The organism is Plantactinospora sp. B6F1 (genome assembly GCF_040120695.1).
Lineage (GTDB): Bacteria > Actinomycetota > Actinomycetes > Mycobacteriales > Micromonosporaceae > Plantactinospora.
The window spans coordinates 68,571-89,897 of the sequence record NZ_JBEEAC010000022.1; the positions used below are offsets into that span (position 1 = coordinate 68,571).

The 21,327-nt window shown below is 72.1% G+C and carries 17 protein-coding genes and 2 pseudogenes; 10 read left to right on the forward strand and 9 right to left on the reverse strand.

What is annotated here, in order from left to right:
• Window positions 1-122: 122 nt before the first annotated feature.
• The 3 genes from ABNF97_RS24440 to hisF all read left to right on the forward strand — a co-directional run bounded on the left by ABNF97_RS24440 (window position 123) and on the right by hisF (window position 2,121).
• A complete protein-coding gene (locus tag ABNF97_RS24440; protein ID WP_130460662.1) occupies window positions 123-449 on the forward strand; it encodes a hypothetical protein in 327 nt (108 codons plus the stop codon).
• A 35-nt stretch (window positions 450-484) separates the two neighbouring features.
• Window positions 485-1,210 (forward strand): bifunctional 1-(5-phosphoribosyl)-5-((5-phosphoribosylamino)methylideneamino)imidazole-4-carboxamide isomerase/phosphoribosylanthranilate isomerase PriA, encoded by a 726-nt coding sequence (priA, locus tag ABNF97_RS24445; protein WP_349339936.1) that lies wholly within the window; start codon window positions 485-487, stop codon window positions 1,208-1,210.
• A gap of 140 nt (window positions 1,211-1,350) precedes the next feature.
• Window positions 1,351-2,121 carry an imidazole glycerol phosphate synthase subunit HisF gene (hisF, locus tag ABNF97_RS24450; protein WP_349339937.1) on the forward strand — a complete coding sequence of 257 codons (771 nt, stop codon included), beginning with the start codon at window positions 1,351-1,353 and terminating at the stop codon, window positions 2,119-2,121.
• 175 nt (window positions 2,122-2,296) lie between these two features.
• Here hisF and ABNF97_RS24455 read toward each other — a convergent pair whose 3' ends face one another.
• Both ABNF97_RS24455 and yczE read right to left on the reverse strand, forming a co-directional pair.
• Window positions 2,297-2,752 carry a hypothetical protein gene (locus ABNF97_RS24455; protein WP_130460659.1) on the reverse strand — a complete coding sequence of 152 codons (456 nt, stop codon included), beginning with the start codon at window positions 2,750-2,752 and terminating at the stop codon, window positions 2,297-2,299.
• A 163-nt stretch (window positions 2,753-2,915) separates the two neighbouring features.
• Window positions 2,916-3,581, reverse strand: a complete 666-nt coding sequence (gene yczE, locus ABNF97_RS24460) for a membrane protein YczE (RefSeq protein WP_349339938.1) — start codon at window positions 3,579-3,581, stop codon at window positions 2,916-2,918.
• 59 nt (window positions 3,582-3,640) lie between these two features.
• Between yczE and yczR the strand changes: the two genes are divergently transcribed.
• Window positions 3,641-5,098: a MocR-like transcription factor YczR gene (gene yczR, locus ABNF97_RS24465; protein ID WP_349339939.1), complete on the forward strand. Its 1,458-nt coding sequence runs from the start codon at window positions 3,641-3,643 to the stop codon at window positions 5,096-5,098.
• Window positions 5,099-5,155: 57 nt separating this feature from the next.
• On the opposite strand, the gene ABNF97_RS24470 is transcribed toward yczR, so the two are convergent.
• Window positions 5,156-5,956, reverse strand: a complete 801-nt coding sequence (locus ABNF97_RS24470) for an ATP-binding protein (RefSeq protein ID WP_165436590.1) — start codon at window positions 5,954-5,956, stop codon at window positions 5,156-5,158.
• 282 nt (window positions 5,957-6,238) lie between these two features.
• Window positions 6,239-8,065 (reverse strand): AMP-dependent synthetase/ligase, encoded by a 1,827-nt coding sequence (locus ABNF97_RS24475; protein ID WP_349339940.1) that lies wholly within the window; start codon window positions 8,063-8,065, stop codon window positions 6,239-6,241.
• 347 nt (window positions 8,066-8,412) lie between these two features.
• Between ABNF97_RS24475 and ABNF97_RS24480 the strand changes: the two genes are divergently transcribed.
• The gene (locus tag ABNF97_RS24480) at window positions 8,413-8,766 is read left to right on the forward strand and encodes a hypothetical protein (protein WP_349339941.1); all 354 of its coding nucleotides are present in this window, start codon (window positions 8,413-8,415) and stop codon (window positions 8,764-8,766) included.
• Window positions 8,767-8,834: 68 nt separating this feature from the next.
• On the opposite strand, the gene ABNF97_RS24485 is transcribed toward ABNF97_RS24480, so the two are convergent.
• The 3 genes from ABNF97_RS24485 to ABNF97_RS24495 are packed head-to-tail and all read right to left on the reverse strand — an operon-like array spanning window position 8,835 to window position 13,603.
• The gene (locus ABNF97_RS24485) at window positions 8,835-9,074 is read right to left on the reverse strand and encodes a hypothetical protein (RefSeq protein ID WP_349339942.1); all 240 of its coding nucleotides are present in this window, start codon (window positions 9,072-9,074) and stop codon (window positions 8,835-8,837) included.
• Complete coding sequence (locus ABNF97_RS24490; RefSeq protein WP_349339943.1) at window positions 9,046-13,302, reverse strand: nSTAND1 domain-containing NTPase; 4,257 nt, start codon at window positions 13,300-13,302, stop codon at window positions 9,046-9,048. The genes ABNF97_RS24485 and ABNF97_RS24490 overlap by 29 nt, the downstream gene beginning before the upstream one ends.
• On the reverse strand, window positions 13,292-13,603 hold the full coding sequence (locus ABNF97_RS24495; RefSeq protein WP_349339944.1) for a CU044_2847 family protein: 312 nt from the start codon (window positions 13,601-13,603) through the stop codon (window positions 13,292-13,294). Before ABNF97_RS24495 ends, ABNF97_RS24490 begins: the two co-directional genes overlap by 11 nt.
• Window positions 13,604-14,322: 719 nt before the next feature.
• On the opposite strand from ABNF97_RS24495, the gene ABNF97_RS24500 reads away from it, so the two are divergent.
• Window positions 14,323-14,640, forward strand: a complete 318-nt coding sequence (locus tag ABNF97_RS24500) for a hypothetical protein (protein WP_349339945.1) — start codon at window positions 14,323-14,325, stop codon at window positions 14,638-14,640.
• A 68-nt stretch (window positions 14,641-14,708) separates the two neighbouring features.
• Here ABNF97_RS24500 and ABNF97_RS24505 read toward each other — a convergent pair whose 3' ends face one another.
• Both ABNF97_RS24505 and ABNF97_RS24510 read right to left on the reverse strand, forming a co-directional pair.
• On the reverse strand, window positions 14,709-15,662 hold the full coding sequence (locus ABNF97_RS24505) for a terpene synthase family protein (protein WP_130460648.1): 954 nt from the start codon (window positions 15,660-15,662) through the stop codon (window positions 14,709-14,711).
• A gap of 24 nt (window positions 15,663-15,686) precedes the next feature.
• The gene (locus tag ABNF97_RS24510) at window positions 15,687-16,316 is read right to left on the reverse strand and encodes a TIGR03085 family metal-binding protein (RefSeq protein ID WP_130460647.1); all 630 of its coding nucleotides are present in this window, start codon (window positions 16,314-16,316) and stop codon (window positions 15,687-15,689) included.
• 206 nt (window positions 16,317-16,522) lie between these two features.
• Between ABNF97_RS24510 and ABNF97_RS34290 the strand changes: the two are divergent.
• The 4 genes and pseudogenes from ABNF97_RS34290 to ABNF97_RS24525 form a co-directional block, all read left to right on the forward strand.
• Window positions 16,523-17,602, forward strand: a pseudogene (locus ABNF97_RS34290) (ABC transporter transmembrane domain-containing protein); the annotation flags it as partial.
• Between the two features lie 138 nt (window positions 17,603-17,740).
• Window positions 17,741-18,625 (forward strand): annotated as a pseudogene (locus tag ABNF97_RS34295) (ABC transporter ATP-binding protein); the annotation flags it as partial.
• Window positions 18,622-20,412, forward strand: a complete 1,791-nt coding sequence (locus tag ABNF97_RS24520; RefSeq protein ID WP_349339946.1) for an ABC transporter ATP-binding protein — start codon at window positions 18,622-18,624, stop codon at window positions 20,410-20,412. The pseudogene ABNF97_RS34295 and the gene ABNF97_RS24520, both read left to right, overlap by 4 nt.
• Window positions 20,413-20,513: 101 nt before the next feature.
• Window positions 20,514-21,326: a DUF2470 domain-containing protein gene (locus ABNF97_RS24525; RefSeq protein WP_349339947.1), complete on the forward strand. Its 813-nt coding sequence runs from the start codon at window positions 20,514-20,516 to the stop codon at window positions 21,324-21,326.
• Window position 21,327 lies beyond the last annotated feature (1 nt).

Here is a 21,327-nt window from a genome sequence, read left to right on the forward strand (position 1 = left end):
TGCCGTGTGAGGGCCGTCCCGGTGTCGGGCGCGGGGGCCGTCCCGGTCTGCCGTGCCGGGGCGGTACCGGTCTGCCGTGCCGGGGCCGTCCTGGTCTGCCGCGCGGGGGCCGGTGGCGCCCGGTGAGCAAGGAACGGGCCCGCCGCCGTGCGGTTCGGCTGGCCGAGGCGGAGCGGGAACGGGCCGCCCGGGCGCGGAGGGTGGCCCGGCGTCAGCGCCGGCGAGCCGTGCTGCGCCGGATCACCCCGCGACTGCCGGATCGGCGTACCGGGCGATTGTTCGCGCGGCGCAGCCGGGGCGAGCGGGCCGGGGTGGTCGTACTCTCGGGGGCGGCGGTGATCGGCATCTGGCTGCTCGTCGACGACCTGGCCCTGCGGCTCGGCCTGATCGCGCTGCTGTTACTGGTGCTGCCGGCGGTCGTGGTGATCGCGCTGGGCCGCCGGACCTGAGCACCACCTTCGTTCCGCCAACCGAGGAGGGCCCGTTGAGCCTGACCCTGCTTCCCGCCGTCGATGTCGCGAACGGCCAGGCCGTCCGCCTGGTTCAGGGCGCCGCGGGCAGTGAGACCAGTTACGGCGAGCCGTTGGAGGCGGCCCTGGCCTGGCAGCGGGACGGCGCCGACTGGATCCACCTGGTCGACCTCGACGCCGCGTTCGGCCGGGGCTCGAACGCCGAACTCCTGGCCGAGGTGGTCGGCCGGCTCGACGTCAAGGTGGAACTCTCCGGTGGGATCCGGGACGACGAGTCGCTGCGTGCGGCGTTGGGCACCGGGGCGGCCCGGGTCAACATCGGCACCGCCGCCCTGGAGGACCCGCAGTGGTGCGACCGCGTCGTCGGCGAGTACGGCGACCGGGTTGCCATCGGGCTGGACGTGCGCGGGCGTACCCTGTCGGCCCGGGGCTGGACCCGGGACGGCGGCGACCTGTTCGAGGTGCTCGATCGGCTCGACAAGGCGGGGACGGCGCGGTACGTGGTGACCGACATCACCAAGGACGGCATGATGCGCGGCCCCAACCTCGACCTGCTGCGTGAGGTCTGCGCTCGTACCGACGCCCCGGTGATCGCCTCCGGCGGCGTCTCGACCCTGGACGACCTGCGGGCGCTCGCCACGCTGGAACCGGTCGGGGTGGAGGGCGTGATCGCCGGCAAGGCGCTCTACGCCGGTGCGTTCACCGTCGCCGAGGCCCTCGCCGTGCTACGCGCGGCATGACGGCGTGTGGCATGACCGCGTGTGACATGACGGCGTGCGGGGTGCCGGCGCGTGGGTGGGATGGATGGCCGGGTGTGGACGCCAGAGGTGCCGGCGTGCGGGGTGGACGGATTGATGGCGGCGGCGGTTAGGCTCGGCAGATGACGGTGGCGGTGCGGGTGATCCCCTGTCTCGACGTGGACGCGGGGCGGGTCGTCAAGGGCGTCAACTTCGTCGACCTGCGGGACGCGGGCGATCCGGTCGAGCTGGCCGCGGCGTACGACGAGGCGGGTGCCGACGAGCTGACCTTCCTGGACGTGACCGCCTCCTCCGATGACCGGGGCACCATGCTCGACGTGGTGCGCCGGACCGCCGAGACGGTCTTCATCCCGCTCACCGTCGGCGGCGGCGTGCGTCGGGTCGCCGACGTCGACGTCCTGCTCCGGGCGGGTGCGGACAAGGTGGGGGTGAACACCGCCGCGATCGCCCGCCCGGAGCTGATCGCCGAGATCGCCGAGCGGTTCGGGCGGCAGGTGCTGGTGCTCTCGCTGGACGTGCGGCGTGCTCCCGCCGGCACCAGCACCGAGAGCGGCTTCGAGGTGACCACCCACGGCGGCCGGCGCGGCACCGGAATCGACGCGGTCGCCTGGGCCGCCCGGGCGGCCGAACTGGGCGCCGGGGAGATCCTGCTCAACTCGATGGACGCGGACGGCACCAAGGCCGGATTCGACCTGGAGCTGATCGGCGCGGTGCGGCGGGTGGTGGACGTGCCGGTGGTGGCCAGTGGCGGGGCCGGCGCGGTCGCCCACTTTCCCTCGGCGGTGGCGGCCGGCGCCGACGCGGTGCTCGCGGCCAGCGTCTTCCACTTCGGCGAGCTGAGCGTCGGCGAGGTCAAGGACGCGCTGCGCGACGCCGGCCACCCTGTCCGCTGACCCGACCCGACCACCGACCGGACCCGACCCGACCACCTACCGGGCCCGACCCGACCACCGACCGGACCTGATCACCCGGTTCCGTCCGACCGTCCGGTTCCGCCCGGTCGTCGGGTTCTGCTCGGTCGTCGGGTTCCGACCGGGGCGCTGGTCGGGGCGGCTGGCCGGGCGTCGGTTATCCGCTGTTCTCCGGCGAGCGGCGCGGCATCGGCAGCGTGAACCGGGCGGCGTACTCCTGCACCGCCGCCGCGTGCTCGTCCTCGGCGAGTTCCCAGTCGTGACTGCCGGGAGAATGCCGCCGGGTCAGCACCCCGTGCACCGTCTCGACCGTGGTGGCGAGACCGCCGTGCGGCCGGGTACGCCACAGGTGCTCCCCGGCGGAGGTGACCCGGAACCAGCCGTCCGAAACGGTGATCAGACCGGCGCCGACCAGGCGGCGCACCGCTGCCTCGATCTCGTGCCGGGCCGGGAGGGCCCGGTTGAGATGGTCAGCGGTGGAGAGCACGTCGGCGAGCCGGACGCCCTCAGGTCGACGGGTGCTGCTTGACCGGCGATGCCGGCCGGCACCGCCGGCGATGATCAGTGATACGAAGATCCATGCGTCGGACCAACGCCATCCCTCATCCCCCATGGGGAAATGATGCCGTGCCGGGCCATCCGACGGAACGGTTGTGCACCGGTTCATTCCGCCGAACCGGAGCGACCCGCGTTCCACGTGGGATGATCCGATCCGGATCGACGATCTTTTTTCTCGGCGGGCAGCCGCGGGTCCGCGGGCATGCCCGTGTCGGTGGTCAGCCGGTACCGGCCTCGGTGACCGTTCGGGGCAGGTCGCCCGGGTCGGTCCGCGACACCGGTGGCACGGTGAACATCGGGATGAAGACGTGCACCAGCGGACCGATGGCGAGGGCGTACGCCAGCGTGCCGATCCCGACCTGGCCACCGAGGGCGAACCCGATCGCCAGTACGGTCAGCTCGATCACCGTACGGACCAGCCGCAGCGACCGGTTCGGCCGGCGGGCGACGTACCCGGTCATCAGGCCGTCGCGCGGCCCGGGGCCGAGGCGGGCGCCGATGTACAGGCCGGTCGCCATCCCGTTGAGCAGGATGCCGGCGACCAGGAAGCCGATCCGGGTGGGCAGTGCCTGGACGGTGGGCAGCAGGGCGAGCCCGAGGTCGACGGCGAGTCCGATGACGACGACGTTGCTCACCGTGCCGACGCCGGGACGCTGGCGCAGCGGGATCCAGAGCAGCAGTACGAGGGCGCCGACGGCGATGGTCACGGTGCCGAACGACGCGCCGGTGAGCTTGGAGAGCCCCTGGTGGAAGACATCCCAGGGGTCGAGCCCGAGGGACGCCTCGATCATCAGCGCCATGCTGGCGCCGTAGAGCGCCAGGCCGACGTAGAGCTGCCCGAGACGCCGGACGAGCCGATCGCCACGGTTGCCAGTTCTTGCCATGCATGCCACTCTGAGGGCCAATCCGGCGTTTCTGAAGGTCCAATCGAGGTGAAGTGGCCATGACCAGCCTCGTTCGAGGAGCCCATCTGGGGCGGATGCTCGGGCAGTGGCACGCGTTGCCGGGACGCCGGCGCAACCCGGACTATGTCGCCTTGGCCGGCGCGGTGCGTGGACTGATCGCCGACGGCCGGCTGCCGCTGGGCGTACGACTGCCGGCCGAGCGGGAGCTGGCCGAGGCGCTCCGGGTGAGCCGGACCACCGTCACCGCCGCCTACCGGGAACTGCGGGAGAGCGGGCATCTGACCAGCCGCCGGGGCGCCGGCAGTTGGACCACGCTGCCCGGCGGGCACCGGGTGGCCAGCTCGGGGCTCTGGACCCCGCAGGACGACCTGGACATGATCGACCTCGGCTGTGCCGCGCTGGCCGCCCCGGCGCAGCTCGCCTCGGCGGCCCGGGCCGCCGCCGAGGATCTGCCCCGCTACCTCGGCGGCGCCGGCTACCATCCGACCGGGATCGTCGAGCTGCGCACGGCGGTGGCCCGTTCGTACACCGAGCGTGGTCTGACCACCAGCCCCGAGCAGATCATGGTGACCAACGGCGTACAGCATGCCCTGGACCTGGTGCTCCGGCTCGCGCTGCCGACCGGCGGCAGCGTACTCGTGGAGTCGCCGACTTATCCGAACGCGCTCGCCGCGCTCGCCGCGCGCCGCGCCCGGATCGCCACCCACGGCCTGTCCGCCGAGGGCGCCGGCTGGGATGCCGACCTGCTGCTGGGCAGCTTCCGGCAGACCCGTCCCCGACTCGCGTACCTGATCCCGGAGTTCCAGAATCCCACCGGTCACCTGATGCCGGCCGAGCTGCGCGAACGGGTGGTGGCGACCGCACACGCCAGCGGCACCGACCTGGTGGTCGACGAGTCCTTCGTGGATCTCGCCCTGGACGGCACCGAGGTCCCCCCGCCGACCGCCGTCTTCGATCGGCACTCCCGGGTCGTCACCATCGGCGGGATGAGCAAGCCGTACTGGGGCGGTCTGCGGATCGGCTGGATCCGTGCCTCGGCACCCCAGGTGCAGCGACTGGCGGCGGCCCGGGTCGGCGTCGACATGGCCGGTCCGGTGCTGGACCAACTGGTCGCGGTGCGGCTGCTCGCCGAAGCCGGGACGATCGTCGCGGCCCGCCGGGCGCAGTTGGCCGCCCAGCGCGACGCCCTGCTGGCCGCGCTCGGCGCGGAGCTGCCGAACTGGCGGGTGCGGACCCCGGCGGGCGGGGTGACGCTCTGGGCCGAGCTGGACGGGCCGATCGCCAGCGCGCTCGCCCGGGCGGCCGAGGAGGTCGGGGTACGGCTCGCGCCGGGCCCCCGGTTCGGCCTCGACGGCACCCTGGAACGCTTTCTCCGGCTGCCGTTCACGCTGCCCGCCGCCGAGCTGACCGAGGCGGTACGCCGCATCGCGGCGGTCCGCTACGACATCGACCGGGTGGAACGCCCGCTCTGGCGGGAGCCCGCGGTGATCGCCTGAACGGCGCCCGTCGGTTCGGGCGTTCGTCGGTTCGGAGCCGTTTGCGGTTCGAGCCGGTCAGGCCGGGTAGCCGGCCCGGGGGATGGTGGCCAGGCTGGGCATGCGCAACCGAGGCGCCGGAGTGGCGGCCATCCTCGCCCAGACGATCTTGCCGTCGGTGCCGGGCAGCACGCCCCAGTTGGTGACCGACCGGGACACCATGGCCAGCCCACGACCGCGTAGGGCGAGCGGTTGCCGCGAATCCGGGGCCGGTTCCCGCCGGGGCGGTGCCGGTACGCCGGGGTGCCGGTCGGCGACCGCGATCCGCAGTCGCTGCCGGTGGTAACAGAGGGTGAGATCGATCTCGGTGCCCGCGTGCTCGACGGCGTTCGCCACCAGCTCGGAGGCGACGAGCTGGGCATCCTCGGTGACGTCGGAGAGCCGCCACCGCTCGCAGCACTCCCGGACCAGTCCGCGCGCCGCGCTCACCGCCTGCGGCACCGGTGCCAGCCGCCGGTGGGCCCGCCGGGTGCGGGCCGTAACGGGATACGGCCGGACCCGGCTGAGCGCCTCGGCGAGCCGGGGGTAGAGCCGGACCCGCCGGGTCGGCAGGCGGCGGAGCAGCTCGGTCAGGGTCGAGGCCGGGGCGCAGACCAGTACGGTGATGCCACGCCGGCACGCCTCCCGGATCATCACCATCGCCGGCAACAGGGTCGGCAGCAGCCCGTCCGGAGCGACCCGGGTGCAGTCCACCGCGACGTACGGCGGGTGGTGCGCGATGCAGCGCGAGAACGCCCGTTGCAGCGTGTACGCCTGGGCCACGCTCCACCGGCCCGCCATGGTGATCACCAAGGCGCCGGTCTCCACGTGTGCTGCCACCGTGGCCACCATCACCGGAAACCCCCTCGCCCGTTCGCGCTGCCGGCCGGCCACCCTGACCCGGCCCGTCGTGCGCCTGATCCTGCTATTACCCCCGTGATGGACCGGTGAAGCCGGCCGGGTGTCATGTTGTCCAGCGGTAGCCGAGCCGGGACGTCCGGTAGTGCTCCAGGTGGCAGGGCCCTCCGGACAGCACCGGACCGCCGCGCGATCGCGGGTCGCGCGGCGGTCCGGTGGGGTGCGGATCCGATCTCCGGGGGGAGAGACCGGATCCGGCACGGGTCAGATCTGGGCGAGGCTGCCCTGGTACATCTGGTCGATCTCCGTCTTGAAGCTGGTCTCCACGGCACGGCGCTTGATCTTCATCGACGGGGTCATCTCGCCGTCCTCGACGGTCAGGTCGCGGGTCAGCACGGTGACCTTCTTGATCGTCTCCCAGCGGTTCAGCTTCTTGTTCAACTCGGCGACGTACCCCTCGACCAGGGTGCGCACCTCTGCCGAGCCGACGATCTCGGCGTACGGACGGCCGGCGAGCGGGCCGCCCTCGGCCCAGGTGGCGATGGCGTCGGCGTCCAGGGTGACCAGCATCGTGCAGTAGTTGCGGGCCTGCCCGATCACCACCACCTGAGAGGTGTACGGGCACAGCGCCTTGAACAGGCCCTCGATGTGCGACGGCGAGATGTACTTGCCCCCCGACGTCTTGACCAGGTCCTTCTTCCGGTCGGTGATCTTGAGGAAGCCGTCGGCGTCGAGTTCGCCGATGTCACCGGTCCGGAAGAAGCCGTCCGGGGTGAACGCCTCGGCGGTCTCCTCCGGCAGGTTGTGGTAACCCCGCATCACCGGCGTGCCCCGGAGCAGGATCTCGCCGTCGGAGTCGATCCGGCACTCCAGGTCGCCCATGGCCTTGCCGACCGTGCCGATCTTGAGCGCGCCGGGCCGGTTGACGAAGTTGCCGGCACTGGTCTCGGTCAGCCCGTACCCCTCGGAGATCGGCAGGCCGGCGGCGGCGAAGAAGTGTGCGATCTCCTGGCTCAGCGGCGCGGCGCCGGAGACGAGCACCCGGATCCGGCCGCCCAGCCGGGCCTGGAGCTTGCTGAAGACCAGCTTCTCGGCGAGCCCGTAACGCAGCCGCAGCCCCGCCGAGACCGGCTGCCCGGCCTGCTCCAGCGCCACCTTGTGCTTGCCGGTCCGGACCGCCCAGGCGAAGATCTTCGCCTTCGCGCCGCCCGCCGTCTGCGCGGTGGTGACCGCCCGGTTGTAGACCTTCTCGAAGATCCGGGGCGCGCCGCACATCAGCGTCGGCCGGACCACGCCGAGCAGTTCGACCAGCCGATCGAGCCGGCCGTCGACGTAGGTGGGCATGCCGACGTGGATCACGCCGCAGATCAGCGTCTTGCCGAACGAGTGCGACAGCGGCAGCCAGAGGTACTGCAGGTCCTCCGCCTTGATCAGCCCGAGCTGCGCCTGGGCCACCCCCTCCCAGCACCATCCGGCGTGCAACAGCTCGACGCCCTTGGGGCGGCCGGTGGTGCCGGAGGTGTAGATCAACGTGGCCAGGTTGTCCTGGTCGATCCCGGCCACCACCCGGTCGATCTGGTCCGGGTCGCTCTCCAGCGCCAGCGCACCCTGTGCCTCCAGGTCGGCGAGGGTGAGCTGCGGCGGGGTGGCGTCCGGATCGGCGGACCCGTCGATCAGTACGACGTGGGTCAGCGCGGGCAGTTCCACCCCGGCGATCTTGGCGGCCTGCTCGGCGTTCTCGGCGATCAGCACCTTCGAGCCGGAGTCCGCGAGGATGAAGGCGGTGTCCTCCGGCTCGGTGGTCGGGTAGACCGTGGTGGTCGCGCCACCGGCGCACATGATGCCGAGGTCGGCGAGGACCCAGTCGAGCCGGGTGTTGGCCAGGATCGCCACCCGGTCCTCGTAGTCGACGCCGAGCCCGCGCAGCCCGGCGGCGATCGCCTTCGCGCGTTGACCGACCTGTGCCCAGGTCAGCCAGACCGGGCCGGAGTCGTCCGGGGCGGGGTGGGCGAAAGCGTCCCGGTCGGGGGTGGCCGAGACACGCTTCAGGAACATGTCGGGGATGGACCGGTAGGGGACGTCGAGTGCCATGGCGGGGGGTGCCTCCGGATATCGTCTCGTGACGGTGATCACGTCAACTCGCGGTTACCGAAGGGTATTGCCTGCCCCTGCACCTGGGCTAGTCCCGTTCGGCTCCGCCGATCTCGCCGATCGGGTCGCCCACCCGGTCCCCGCCTCGTGGTTTCTCCGGTTGACCGGAACGGGGCCCGAGTGGCAAACCCGAAATTTCGGGGTACGTCTCTAAGCTATCCAGGCGTCTCCAAGGCTATCCAGGCGTCGGCCCGGACCGGTCGGACAGGTGCCGCCGCCTGGACCGGGGCGCGGAGGTCATCAACCACGGGTGAGGGTCGTCAACCATGGGTCATGCAGGACCGGTCATGCGAAGTCCCGGTCACGACGATGCGGTGCCGGGCCACGTCATCCACCTTCCCGTCGCGGTACCCACCCTGCACGCCGCCACCGAACTGGCCGCGCGGCTGGCCGAGTCGCTGGCCTTCCTGCCGGAGCTCGACGCCGGCGAGGTCACGGTCTCGGCCGAGGACGCGCAGCACGAGCGGTACCGGGTCTTCTGCGACCGGCTGCTGTTCGGTGCCGGCCGGTGTGGCGAGCGGGAGGGGCACCCGGGCGCCTGTGTCGCCGGCCCGCCCGGCACCGGCTCGACGGCCGGGCGCCGGGCACTGATCGACGCCACCTCGGGCAGCCGGGTCGGCGCGGTACCGCCGACCGGATGACCCGCCGGGCCAGGGCGAGGCGGCCGTGGCCGGCTCCGGCGCTGCCTGCCGGAGCTCGTGCCGCCCGGTCACCAGCAGGTGAAGCCGCCGTCGACCACCAGGTCGACGCTGGTGCAGAAGCTGGCGGCGTCGGTGAGCAGGGCGACACGGTCGTCGAGGCGGAACGAGGGTACGTCCTCGTGCCTCGGCGTTGCCCACCACGCCGAAGAGTTGACCCTCAGCGGCTGCCCCGGGCATCGGCGGCTGGTGGGCAGGTCGGGCTTGCCCGCGCACCACAGCTCAGCATCGTGGGGCCTGGTCCGGATCATTGCCGGTGGCTTTCCACGCCTCGGCAACTGTCTGCGTGCCGCGCAATGCGGAGCAGACGTCGGACAGCACTCGATCGGGGTCGGGATCCACGATATTGATCTGCGAATACACGCCGGCAATGGCGATCAGTCCGGTACCGGGTTGCACGGCAAGACCGTTGGAAGAGGTGGATGTACGCACCGCGGCCAGGAATCGTTGCGTCGATACCTCCCACAGCCGCAGCGAAACGTCATAGTCGCTGACCGAGGCAAGTGTGTCGCCGTTCGGCAGGAAGTCGACTCCCCTGATGGTGCCACCATGCCCGCTCAACGTACCGCCGACCTGCTTTCTGGTGGCGACATCCCACAGCCGCAGATTTCGGTCGCTACCACCGCTTGCCAGGAGCGTACCGTCATGGTTGAACGCCACCGCGGTGGCGAATCCGTGGCGGCCGTCCAGGGTGTCGACCAGATCACCGGTGCGCGGATCGCGAAGCTCGATCGTCCCGTTGCTCAACGGGACGGCGAGCAGACTCCCATCCGGGGAGAAGTCGATATTGCCGCCTGGATAGGGGTCGTGTGAAACGTCCCCGGGTTCGTAACTGATCCGAACCGGTGGCGAATCGGGGTTGGCGAAATCCCACCGGACCAGCCGAAGACGTAGAGCCGTGACGTCGCCCGAGTTTATCGCCTCCCGGGACGGGCCACCGAACGCGACCAGGGTCCTGCCGTCCGGACTGTACTGGACGGCGTAAGGCACCATGTCGGCTCCGATGACTCCGGGCCTACCCGACTGTCCGGTCGCGATATTCCACAACCGCACGGTGCCGTCGGCACCCGCCGTCGCCAGCTCGGCACCGTCCGGCCTGAAGGAAAGCGAATCGATCACGCCGGTGTTCAGTTCACGGACCACGGATTGCCTGGTCATGTCCCAGAGCGTCACCACCGTGCCTCTCGTGACGGCCAGCAGACGCCGGTCCGGACTGAACGCCACGGCAGTGGGGGTGTGGGACTGGTCGATAACGCTGGTCTGCGCCCGCCACAGAATCGCCGATCGATCGACGCTGCCGCTGAGCACCGTGTGCCCGTCCCGACTGAACCCGACCGAAACCACACCTCCGGTGTGTCCGACAAAGGAGCGGACGCTGGCACCGTCGACAACCCTCCACCACTGAACGCTTCTGCTCCTGTTCAGCCCCGCGATCACGTGTCGCCCGTCCGGACTGAAGACCGCCTCCTTGACGAACTCGTCCCCGCCGGGTGGGCGCAGTACCGGAACGTTGGCGGCCCGGCCGTCGCGTACGTCCCACAGCCGTACCGTACCGTCGGCACTGCCACTGGCCAACAGCCGGCCATTCGGACTGAAACTCGTGCTCGTCACGTATTTTTCGTGGCCGGCCAGAACCGCCATCTGGCGTCCGGTGGCGGTCTGCCAGACCCGGACGCTGTTGTCCCCGCCGCCGGCCGCGAGCAGCGAGCCGTCCGGACTCAACGCGACTCCGAGCCCGGCGCCACCCTTGTCGTAGGTACGCACCCGCCGCCCGCTTGCCACGTGCCACAACACGATGGTGGGTTCGCTCCGGGACACGGTTGCGATGGAGGTCCCGTCCTGGCTGAATGCCATACCGACGGCGTCGCCGGGCAGGCTGCGGACGAGTTTGCGCGTGCGCACGTCCCACAACCGCAGCCGGTGCTCGGCTCGTTCGCTGGAATGGGCGGTGCCGAGTGTGTTTCCGTCCGGGCTGAACTCGACGATCGGCATCTCGCCATCCGTGCCGGTCAACTCGGCGACCTGTCGATGACCCTCGGTGTCCCACAGCGTCACCGAGCCGTCGGTGGCCGCCAGCGCGGCGAGCGTGCCGTCGGGACTGAGCGCCGTGTCGAAGAGCCGGGCCGCAACGGGGCCGAGCACGCCCCGGTAGGGAATCCCCTGTGCGCTCAGGAGGGCGCCGCGCGACTCCTCGGTCGGCGCGGCCTGCCATGCCGCAATCGCCAGCAACAGCGATCGGCGCGGATCGGTGTCGCGGGTGGCCAGCGACTCCGACGAGTGCAGCCGGGACAGCGCGACGGCTCGCTGCTGCTCGGCCCGGAATCTCTGCTCGTCCGCTACCCGCTGTTGCCACACCGCGAGCCCGCTCGCAACCAGGGCGGCGACGAGCAGGAACGCGAGCGCCACCACCCCGCGACGCAGGCGCCGGTTGTTGCGCCGGACGGTGTCGCGCGCGGATTCCTCCGCGGCCTCGCTCGCCGCGACGAACTCGCGTTCCAGGTCCGAGAGGCCGGTCGGGCGGTCGTCGCGCTCGGCCAGCCAGGCCCGGGTGTCGGCCAGCCGAGCACCCCGGATCAGGCTGCCGCTGTCCCGATCCAGGCTCAGCCAGTCGTTGGCCGCATCGGTGAGCCTGCGGTGTACGACGAGACCGGCCCGGTCCTCGCTGAGCCAGGTGCGCAACCGTGGCCAGGCCCGCAACAGGGCTTCGTGGGCGATCTCGGCGGTGTCCTTGTCCAGGGCTACCAGCCGGGTCGCGACCAACCGGTTGAGCACGGTCACCGAGTCGTCGTCACCGCCGGTCAGTTCCGACTTCGACACCCTTCGACGGGTGTCATCGGCACCGGCACCGACCGCCACCATCGTCAGCAACAACCGCCGTACGATCTTCTGCTCCGGCTCGGACATCGAGGTGAACAGCCGCTCCGCCGCCTCGCTGATCGCGCCCCGAACGCCACCGGATTCCTGATAGCTGGCCAGGGTCATGGTGTTGCCTCGCCGCCTGTTCCAGGTGGCCTCCAAGGCGTACGCGAGCAACGGCAGGGTGCCCGGTTGATGACCGGCGGCGTCGACGACGTCCTCGAGGATCCGATCGACCAGGCCCCGCTCCACGTCGAGACCGACGACGGCTGCGGGTCCTTCCACGACGCTCCCCAGTTCGGAGATCGTCATCGGACCGACAAGAAACTGGTTGTCCTGCAGGATCTCCGCCAAGCCCGGTTCCTCCGCACAGGAGGAGAAGAAGTCCGTCCGCAGGCTGGCGAGCACCAGTGCGCTCGGGGTGGTTTCGTCGCCGGCGACGCTGTCGGCCGCCGCCCGGAGGGCCGCGATGAACGCGGCCCGTTCGGCGGCGTCCCCGCAGAGCGTGAAGATCTCCTCGAACTGGTCGACGATCAACACCACCGGCCCGGCACCGTCGAGTCCCTTCCTGCCCGCGTCCGCGAGCGTCGCCTGGCGGGCCAGCGCCGCGAACCTGACCGGGTTGTCGCGTACCTCGTCCACCCAGGACCCGACGGAACTGCCCGCCAGGACCGCCATGCGGCTGACCAGTTCGGTCAGCGGCCTGGAACCGGGCGTCAGCCGGATCCGCGGCCAATCCGCGGAACCGGGAATCGGAAGGTCGCCGCGCGACAACGCGGGCACGAGACCGGCCTGCAACAAGGACGACTTGCCCGAGCCGGAGACGCCCACCACGAGCAACGGTAATCCGCGATCCTTGGCCACGACCAGCCGGTCGACCAGTTTCGCGGTCAGCTTCTCGCGGCCGAAGAACCACTCGGCCTGGCCTGCGGTGAACGCGGACAGGCCGGGGTAAGGGCAGATGCCCGGTGCGGGCGGTTCGACGTACTCGGCCTTCTCCCTCGGCCGCAGCTCGACACCGACGTCGCGCAGCAGGGGGGCCAGGTCTTCCGTCCGCGCGACCCACACCGTGTCCCGGCCCCAGTTGTCGTTGGTGTTGTACCTGGCCGACACGACACCCACGACCGTGCCGTCGACACCCCGCACCGGGGCACCCGACATCCCCCGCATCACCGCGTTCGCCGTCAGCCGGCCCAGCCGCACCCCATCCCGGGTCGTACCACCCGCCCAATGCCCCGGCGCGTCCAGGAAGCGATACTCCTGAAAGTCCGGCAGGTCCACCGAACCCGTGACCACCACCTCGGCCCGAAGCTGGACGCCATCCGTGGCCGCTACGCCGGGTGCGACCGCGGGAAGCCTGCCTTCCGCCCGCAACACACCGAGGTCGTGCACCCGGTCAACGTTGATGATCCGCGCGGCGAAGTCGTCCCCACCGCCCAACGGATCCACCCGCACCACGCCGCCGATGTCTCCGGTGTCGGCTGTGCCCGCGTTGACGTTGCGCAGCACGTGCCACGCTGTCACGAACACCCCAGGCGCTACCTGAAAACATGTGCCTCCGGGACGACCCGCCGCATCGAGAACCCGGCCGAGAAACCCCGGAACCCTTTCGTCAGGCGCCATCGGGGTGGGGCTCCGCCGCAGCGCGGTACGTCAGTGCCACCTCCAGGGTCGCCTCGGTCGACACACCCGCGATGATCACGCTGCCGTTCGCCGAGAACTTCAACCCGAACGTGACCTGAACCTCGTCGGGCCGCTGCCCCTGCTCACCCAGTCGGGCGATGGTGCCCACGGTCGAGGTCGCCACCGCGACAATCGCGTCCTGGGCGCGCTCGAATGCGTCCGTCACTGCGTCGCGCACCATCTCCCCGCGCCCGGTCTCCTCCGAGCCGACCGGGCGGGCCACCTCAACCTGGAGTTCCACACCCGCCACGGAGACGGGAAGTACAACCGAACGACCAGTCAACGACGCCTCCCCAGGCCAATGCCGCGATACCCGACGTCGATCGCCCTTGTGAGGTACCGACTACGGTCCGCACCATACCGATAGCCGACAACCTGTGCCACGGCCACGAAACCTGGCTGATCGAGGGGGCCAGCGTCCACGTCCACCTCGAACTCCCAGCCGTCCCTGAGAATTTCGACGATCCACACCTCTCGGGGACGCCGATCCGGACGAGCTGCTCGACGACCTGGACGCGGAGGAGCGGGAGGGCAGCCGGCCCGGTAGGAGCCCGGTGCGAAGGAGTCTGCTTCGACCGGGCGAGGACCAGGGTCGAAGACCAGGTGAGCGCGCAGTTGCTCGCCCCCGGGCATCCGCTGCACGACGCGGTGATCAACCAGACCATCAAGCCCGTACGCGCCCGCGTTGGAGCGCGGTTGCGTCCTGGTCGACCGGCGGGACCGCAGCAGCAGTCCCGGCTGCTGCCGGTCGCAGCGGGAGGAGATCGCAGGCCGCCGCCGGCAGTGGCGCGCGATCTCGACGGCCCGCGCCGAGTCGACCGATCCGGCGGGTAGACGCCCGCTCGGTTCGGCCTCCGTCCCAGTTCCGCCGCACGGCAGCCGCCATGGTTGCCTCGCGGCCGTACGGCGGCCCTCGCCGAGATCTCATCGGACGTTCGTCCTGCGGTATCCCTTGCCCGGGTGTCGATCGGAGCCGGGCTGACCGGCCCGGCGGATGAGGTGCGCAGCCCGGACGAGGTGGCCCGGGCGCTGGCCGCCACCCCGCCGCCGGCGGCCCCGGGCGCGGTGCCCTCCGGTGACCTCGCCGGCCCGGTGCCGACCGCCTCCGGCACTGTGCCGGGCTCCGCCAGTTACCGGGTCGGCGAGGTCGAGCGTGGCCCGGACGACGACGCCGAGGTGACCTTCCACGGATCGGGGGGCGGGCGGATCGAGATCGAGGTCGAGTGCGTCGGCGGCAGGCCGGTGCCGACCTGGAAGGCGCACGGCGGCGACGACTGACCGGCCGCCGCGCACCGGTCAGGAGTGCCGGCGGCGGCCCGGCGGTAGCGGCCCGCGCCCAGGGACGTTCAGTGGTAGCGGCCCGCGCCCAGGGACCAGTCGAAACTGCCCCGGATCCAGGCCCGGCGGGCGGTGACGAACCGGAGGGTGTCGGGGTCGCCGCCGGCCAGCAGCGTGGACTCCAGCCTCAGGTACGCCCGCAGCCCCGCGTTGAACCGCCGGGCCGCGTCGAGGAGTCCCACCCGCTCCTCCCATCCCGCCTCCCTGGCGAGTACGACGATCAGGTTGTGACCGTCCCGACCGTGCCGGCGCTCCTTGGCGTACGAGAAGACGTCGTTGCACCAGCAGACCAGGTCGGCGGCGAGGTCGTCCAGGTGGGACGCGTCGGGGTCGGCCTGGCAGATGGCCTCGGCCAGTCCGCCGTACGCCAGGTCGGTCAGCGTGAAGCTGGGGCGTACTCCGCCGGTGTGCCGGCGCATCTGGAGGTACTCGGCCACCGCCGGTACCCGGTCCCGTTCCCGGTTCGCCGCCTCCCAGAGCAGCGCCAGCAGGTAGTCCCGCATCTGGGCGGCGAACCGGAGCAGCAGCAGGGGCGGGCCGTGTGCGCGTACCCGTCGGCAGAGGTCGTGCAGGCCGGCGGCGGTCGGGCCGGCGGCGGTGGCCGAGCCCGGTGGCGCCGGCCCGCCGCGCAGGTCGAGGACGTCGAGTAGCTGCCCGACGACCGGGGCGAGCCGGCCCGGATCGTCGCCCAGGCCGTCGTCGTCGCAGCGGTCGTCGAAGGTGAACAGCCAGGTGAACAGGTCGGCGACCAGCCGGAGGTGCTCGGGCCGGGCGTCCGGGCAGGTCCGTCCGGCCAGCTCGGCCGCGTTCGCCCGGTCCAGCCGGCGGGCCGCGGCGGGGCTGCCGATCAGGCCGAGTTCGGTGGCCCAGAGCGTGGACTCCGCGCCGACCCGAACGACGTGTGCGCTCACCCGTTCCGGAAAGGGTGGCCGGGTCAGCCACGCCAGGGCGAAGGCGCGCATCGGCACGTCCGGCCGCCTGCCGGGTCAGAGCCCGAGTCTCGCGGTCCGTAGCCGCTCGGTCAGCGCGGGTGGACCGACCAGTTGTACCCGGGCGACGCGCTGCCGGCCGAAGAGGAAGATCGTCAACTCGCCGGGCGACCCGACCATCCGGACCTGCTCGCCGCCGGCTCCGGCGGTGGCCTCGCCGTGCTCCGGTGCCTGGATCAGCAGGGTGGCCGGGAACCGGCGCAGCGAGAGCCGGGCCATCGGGGGGATGCGCTTCCAGAGTGCCGCCCGCTGCCCGACCGGAAGTTCCCGGGGCTGCCAGTCCGGCCGGGCCCGCCGGGCGTCCTCGTGGTGCACGAAGAACTCGACCAGGTTCGCCAGCTCGTCGACCGGAGGCAGGGCCAGCGGGCTCCACCGGGGCGGACGCCGGACCAGGTCGACCAGGGCGGGGTACGGCTTGCCGGCCACCGCCGCCCGGACCCGCTCACCGTGCTGCCGCAGGGGCGGGAGCAGCAGCCCGGCCGCCGCGTCCGGCCGGCGTTCCCGGACCACCAGGTGGGCAGCGAGGTCCCGGGCGGTCCACTCCGGGATGATCGTGGGCGCGTCCGGCCCGATCGCGATGAGGAGATCGGCCAGTGACTGTCGCTCCGTGCTCGCGTAGCGGGGCATGTCTTGATCGTAAATCCTGATCCGGTCGCCCGGCGCGGCATGTCCGGACCGGCTCCGCTCTCCGCGCGGTCAGGCACGGTGGAACAGGCTGTGACAGCAGACACAATCAGGGCCGAGTCGGTACCACCCAGGCCAATCGGTTCGTCAAGCCCCCACCTGATCAGTAAGGATGAGCTGGACGCAGGAGGCTTACGGCGGGGGAGAGCGTGGCGGGCAAGACAAGCCGGGACATACTCGTCCGGGGGATCAGAGTCCTCGGCTACGCGATCCGCGACGAGCCACGGATCTTCGCGGTCGCGGTCGGCGGCAGCGTCCTCTACAGCCTGTTGATCATCGTCAGCGCGTACGTCGTCGGTGCCGTCGTCGGTGACGTGGTGGTGCCGTCGCTGGAGAGTGGCCGGGCCGACCGGGCCGCGGTGCTGCTCGGCGCCGGCGCGCTGCTCGCGGTCAGCCTCGGCCGGGTACTCGGCATGTTCGGTCGCCGGCTCGGCGCCGGATTCATGCAGTACCGGTTGCAGGCCAGCTACCGGCGCCGGATCACCCGCCGCTACCTGGAACTCCCGCTCTCCTGGCACCACCGGCACGCCACCGGCACCCTGCTCTCCAACGCCAACTCCGATGTCGAGGCGGCCTGGTTCCCGATCGCGCCGCTGCCGTTCGCGGTCGGCACCCTGGTGATGCTGGTAGCGGCGATGGGCTCACTCTTCGTCACCGACTGGGTGCTCGCGCTGGTCGGCGTGGCGATCTTTCCGGCGCTCTTCGCCCTGAACGTCGTCTACTCCCGACGCATGGCGCCCCGGCAGGCCCGGGCACAGCAGATGCGCGCCCAGGTCAGCGCGATCGCACACGAGAGCTTCGACGGGGCGCTGGTGGTCAAGACCATGGGCCAGGAGGCCCGCGAGACGACCCGGTTCGCCGCACAGGCCGGCGAGCTGCGGGACGCGCTGATCTCGGTCGGTCGGCTCCGGGGCGTCTTCGATCCGATGCTGGAGACCCTGCCCAGCCTCGGCACCCTGGCCGTGCTGCTGGTCGGCGCGGTCCGGTTGAGCCAGGGCGCCGTCACCATCACCGAACTGGTCAGCGTGGCCTTTCTCTTCACCGTGCTGGCCTTCCCGGTCCGGGCGATCGGCTGGGTCCTCGCCGAACTGCCGCGCAGCGTCGCCGGCTGGGACCGGTTGCAGTCCGTGCTCACCGCCACCGGCGAGATGCCGTACGGCGACACCACACTGGACCGCCGGGACGGCCGCCCGGCCACCCTCGTCTTCGACCGGGTCACCTTCGGGTACGCCTCGGCCGAACCGCCGCCGGCCACCGCTCCCGCCGAGCCGGGCCTGGCCATCGAGGAGCCGGAGGCGGCGGCGAGACCCACCGGGGTACCGCCGCCGAACGGGCCGGTTTCCGCCGAGTCGCCGGTTTCCGCCGAGTCGCCGGCGTCCGTCGGGCTGCCCGCTTCCGGCCAGCCGCCGGTCCCCGCCGTGCAGCCGGCTTCCGCCGAGCAGTCGGCTTCCGTCGAGTCGCCGGCCACCGGGCCGGTGCCGGTGCTGCACGACGTGTCGTTCACCGTGCCGGCCGGCCGCACGGTGGCGCTGGTCGGGCCCACCGGCGCCGGCAAGTCGACGATCGTCTCCCTCGCGGTACGGCTGGTCGACCCGGACGCCGGCACGGTCACCCTGGACGGGGTCGACCTGCGCTCCCTCACCGCCGCCTCCCTCGCCGGCAACACCGCGCTGGTCGCCCAGGTGCCGTTCGTCTTCGACGACACCATCCGGGAGAACATCACGCTGGGCCGGGACGGCATCACCGACGACGACGTCTGGGCCGCACTCCGGCTGGCCGAGGCGGACGGCTTCGTGGCGGCGTTGCCGGATGCGCTGGACACCCTGGTCGGAGAGCGCGGCGCGGCGCTCTCCGGCGGGCAGCGGCAGCGACTCACCCTGGCCCGGGCGCTGGCCGGTCGGCCCCGGCTGCTGGTGTTGGACGACGCCACCAGCGCGGTCGACCCGAGGGTGGAGGCGGCGATCCTGGCCGCGCTGCGCGGCGGGCAGTCGGAGCCGGCCGATCCCGACGGTCCGCCGGGACCGGGGGCGTCGATCCTGGTGGTGGCGTACCGGCGGGCGACGATCGCGCTCGCCGACGAGGTGGTCTACGTCGAGCATGGCCGGGTGGTCGGTCGGGGTACCCACGCCACGCTGCTGCGTACCACGCCCGGGTACGCGGCGCTGGTCACCGCGTACGAGCGGGCCGAGGCGGAGCGGGAGCGGGATCGGGCGTACGAGATTCCCCGGCGAGGCGAGGAGGTGGACGCGTGAGCACGACCACGGCCGGGGCGGTGCCGGAGCGGGCGGAGAGTGCCTGGGGGACGCTGCGGCGAGGGCTGGCGCTCTCCCCGGAGCTGCGTACCGGCCTGGCCGGCACCCTCGGGCTGGCCCTGGTCTCGATGGTCGGCCGGGCCGCCGTACCGGTGGCGATCCAGCAGGGCATCGACCGGGGGCTGCGCGCTCCCGGCGGGCCGGACATCGGGGTGGTCGGCCTCGTGGTCGCGGCCACCGCCGCGGTGCTGGTGGTGACCACGATCTGCGGGTACCTGATGATGCGCCGGCTCTTCACGGTCAGCGAGACGGCGCTGGCCGGGGTACGGGTGCGGGCCTTCCGGCACGTGCACGACCTGTCGACCCTGCACCAGCAGGCGGAGCGGCGCGGTTCGCTGGTTTCCCGGGTCACCAGCGACGTGGACCAGATCACCCAGTTCCTCCAGTGGGGCGGGGTGATCCTCCTGGTCAATCTCGGTCAGGTGGTGGTGACCACCGTGGTGATGGCGGTCTACTCCTGGCAGTTGACCCTGGTGGTCTTCGCCGCGTTCGTCCCGGCCATGGCGGTGATCCGGATCTTCCAGCGGCGGCTCGCCGCCGCGTACGGGGTGGTCCGGCAGCGGCTCGGCGCGATGCTGGCCGCGGTCTCGGAGAGCGTGGTGGGTGCGCCGGTGATCCGGGCGTACGGCGTCTCCGGCCGTACCGCCGAACGGCTGGACCGGACCATCGACGCGCAGCGCCGGGCCCAGCAGCGGGCGATCCGGACCAGCGTGATCAGCTTCTCGACCGGCGAGATCGCCGCCGGGCTGGCCCTGGCCGGGGTGGTGGTGCTCGGGGTGCGACTGGGCGTCGACGGGTCGCTGGGCATCGGCGAGCTGACCGCCTTCCTCTTCCTGGTCACCCTCTTCATCCAGCCGGTGCAGATCGCCACCGAGGTACTCAACGAGGCGCAGAACGCGGTGGCGGGCTGGCGGCGGGTGCTGGACGTGCTCGACGTGGCGCCGGACGTGGCGGACCCGGGCGAGCAGGGTGTCGACCTGCCGGTCGGGCCGATCGACATCCGGTTCGCCGACGTCGGTTACCGCTATCCCGGCGGTCCGCCGGTGCTGGTCGACATCAACGTGGACATTCCGGCCAAGACCCGGGTCGCGGTGGTGGGCGAGACCGGCAGCGGCAAGACCACCTTCGCGAAGCTGCTGACCCGGCTGATGGACCCGTCCACCGGGGCGGTACTGCTCTCCGGGGTGCCGCTGGACCGGGTCCGGTTCGGCTCGCTGCGCTCCCGGGTGGTGATGGTGCCGCAGGACGGCTTCCTCTTCGACTCGACCGTGGCGGAGAACGTCCGGTTCGGCCGGCCCGAGCTGACCGACGAGGAACTGGCGCTGGCCTTCACCGAACTCGGTCTCGCCGACTGGGTGGCGGGGCTGCCGCTCGGGCTGGCGACCCCGGTGGGGGAGCGCGGCGAGGCGCTCAGCGTGGGGGAGCGGCAGTTGGTCGCGCTGGCCCGGGCGTACGTGGCCGACCCGGACCTGCTGGTGCTGGACGAGGCGACCAGCGCGGTCGACCCGGCAACCGAGGTACGCCTGCAACGCACCCTCGACGCGGTGACCCGGGGCCGGACGACGGTGGCGATCGCACATCGGCTCTCCACCGCACAGGGCGCCGACGAGGTGATCGTGGTGGACCGGGGCCGGATCGTGCAACGCGGTCCGCACGAGGAACTGGTCAGTGACCCGCAGTCGGTCTACGGGCTGCTCTACGCCTCCTGGTTGGAGCAGACCCGGTAGCAGCCGGAGAACCGGTGTCGGTGACGAGATGGACTCCGAATGAGTCGTAGGTTAGCCTGCCCTTACTAAGCACAGCCTAACTTGCGCCGGAGGTCGACGTCATGCAGCCCAGCTCCGCGGAGGTGGCCCGTACCCTGGCCGCCGGTCGGCTCCCCGGCACCGCCCAGGTCGCGTACCGGCCCGGACCGCACCAGGTCCGGCACGCCATCGACCCGTCCGGCCGGGTGCTGCTGCTCGTCTCGGTCGTCAGTGATTTGGCCGCCGCGCTCTGGCCGACCGGCGACAGCCGGGGCACGGCGCTGGTGCTCGACGTCCGCGACCTGCCGCCGGCCGCCGGTGCGCCGCCGCTCGGCCGGGTCTGGATCTCCGGCTGGCCCGAGCCGCTGACCGGGGTCGAGGCGCGGCAGGCGGCCATCGACTTCGCCGAGGTGGTGCCGACCGGGGATCTGCTGGACGTCGGCCGGGGCTTCACGCTGCACCGCTTCGAGCCGGCGGAGATCCGGCTGGAGCGGGCCGGCACCGTGCGGCAGGTCGAGCCGGCCGAGTACGCCGCCGCCGAACCGGACCCGTTGCACGCGCTGGAACGGGACCTGCTCGCCGACCTTGCGGACCATCACGGACCGGAAATCGCCGCCTTCCTCCGGCGCCAGCTCCGCGACCTCGTACCGCCGGGTGGTGTGGACGACCCACCGCCCCGGGTGGTCCGGCTGGACCGGTACGGAATGGTCGTGGCCCTCGGCGGACGCGATACCCGCTGCCGGGCCCGGCTCGCCTTCCCTCGCCCCCTCGCCGGCCAGGCGGAACTGGCCGAACTGCTGCGACCGGTGCTCTGCCGACACCGGCAGCCGGGACCGATGCCCGACCGGGGGTGGCCGGTCGGCAACCCCCCGGACCAGGCCTGGTCCGACCGGTAGC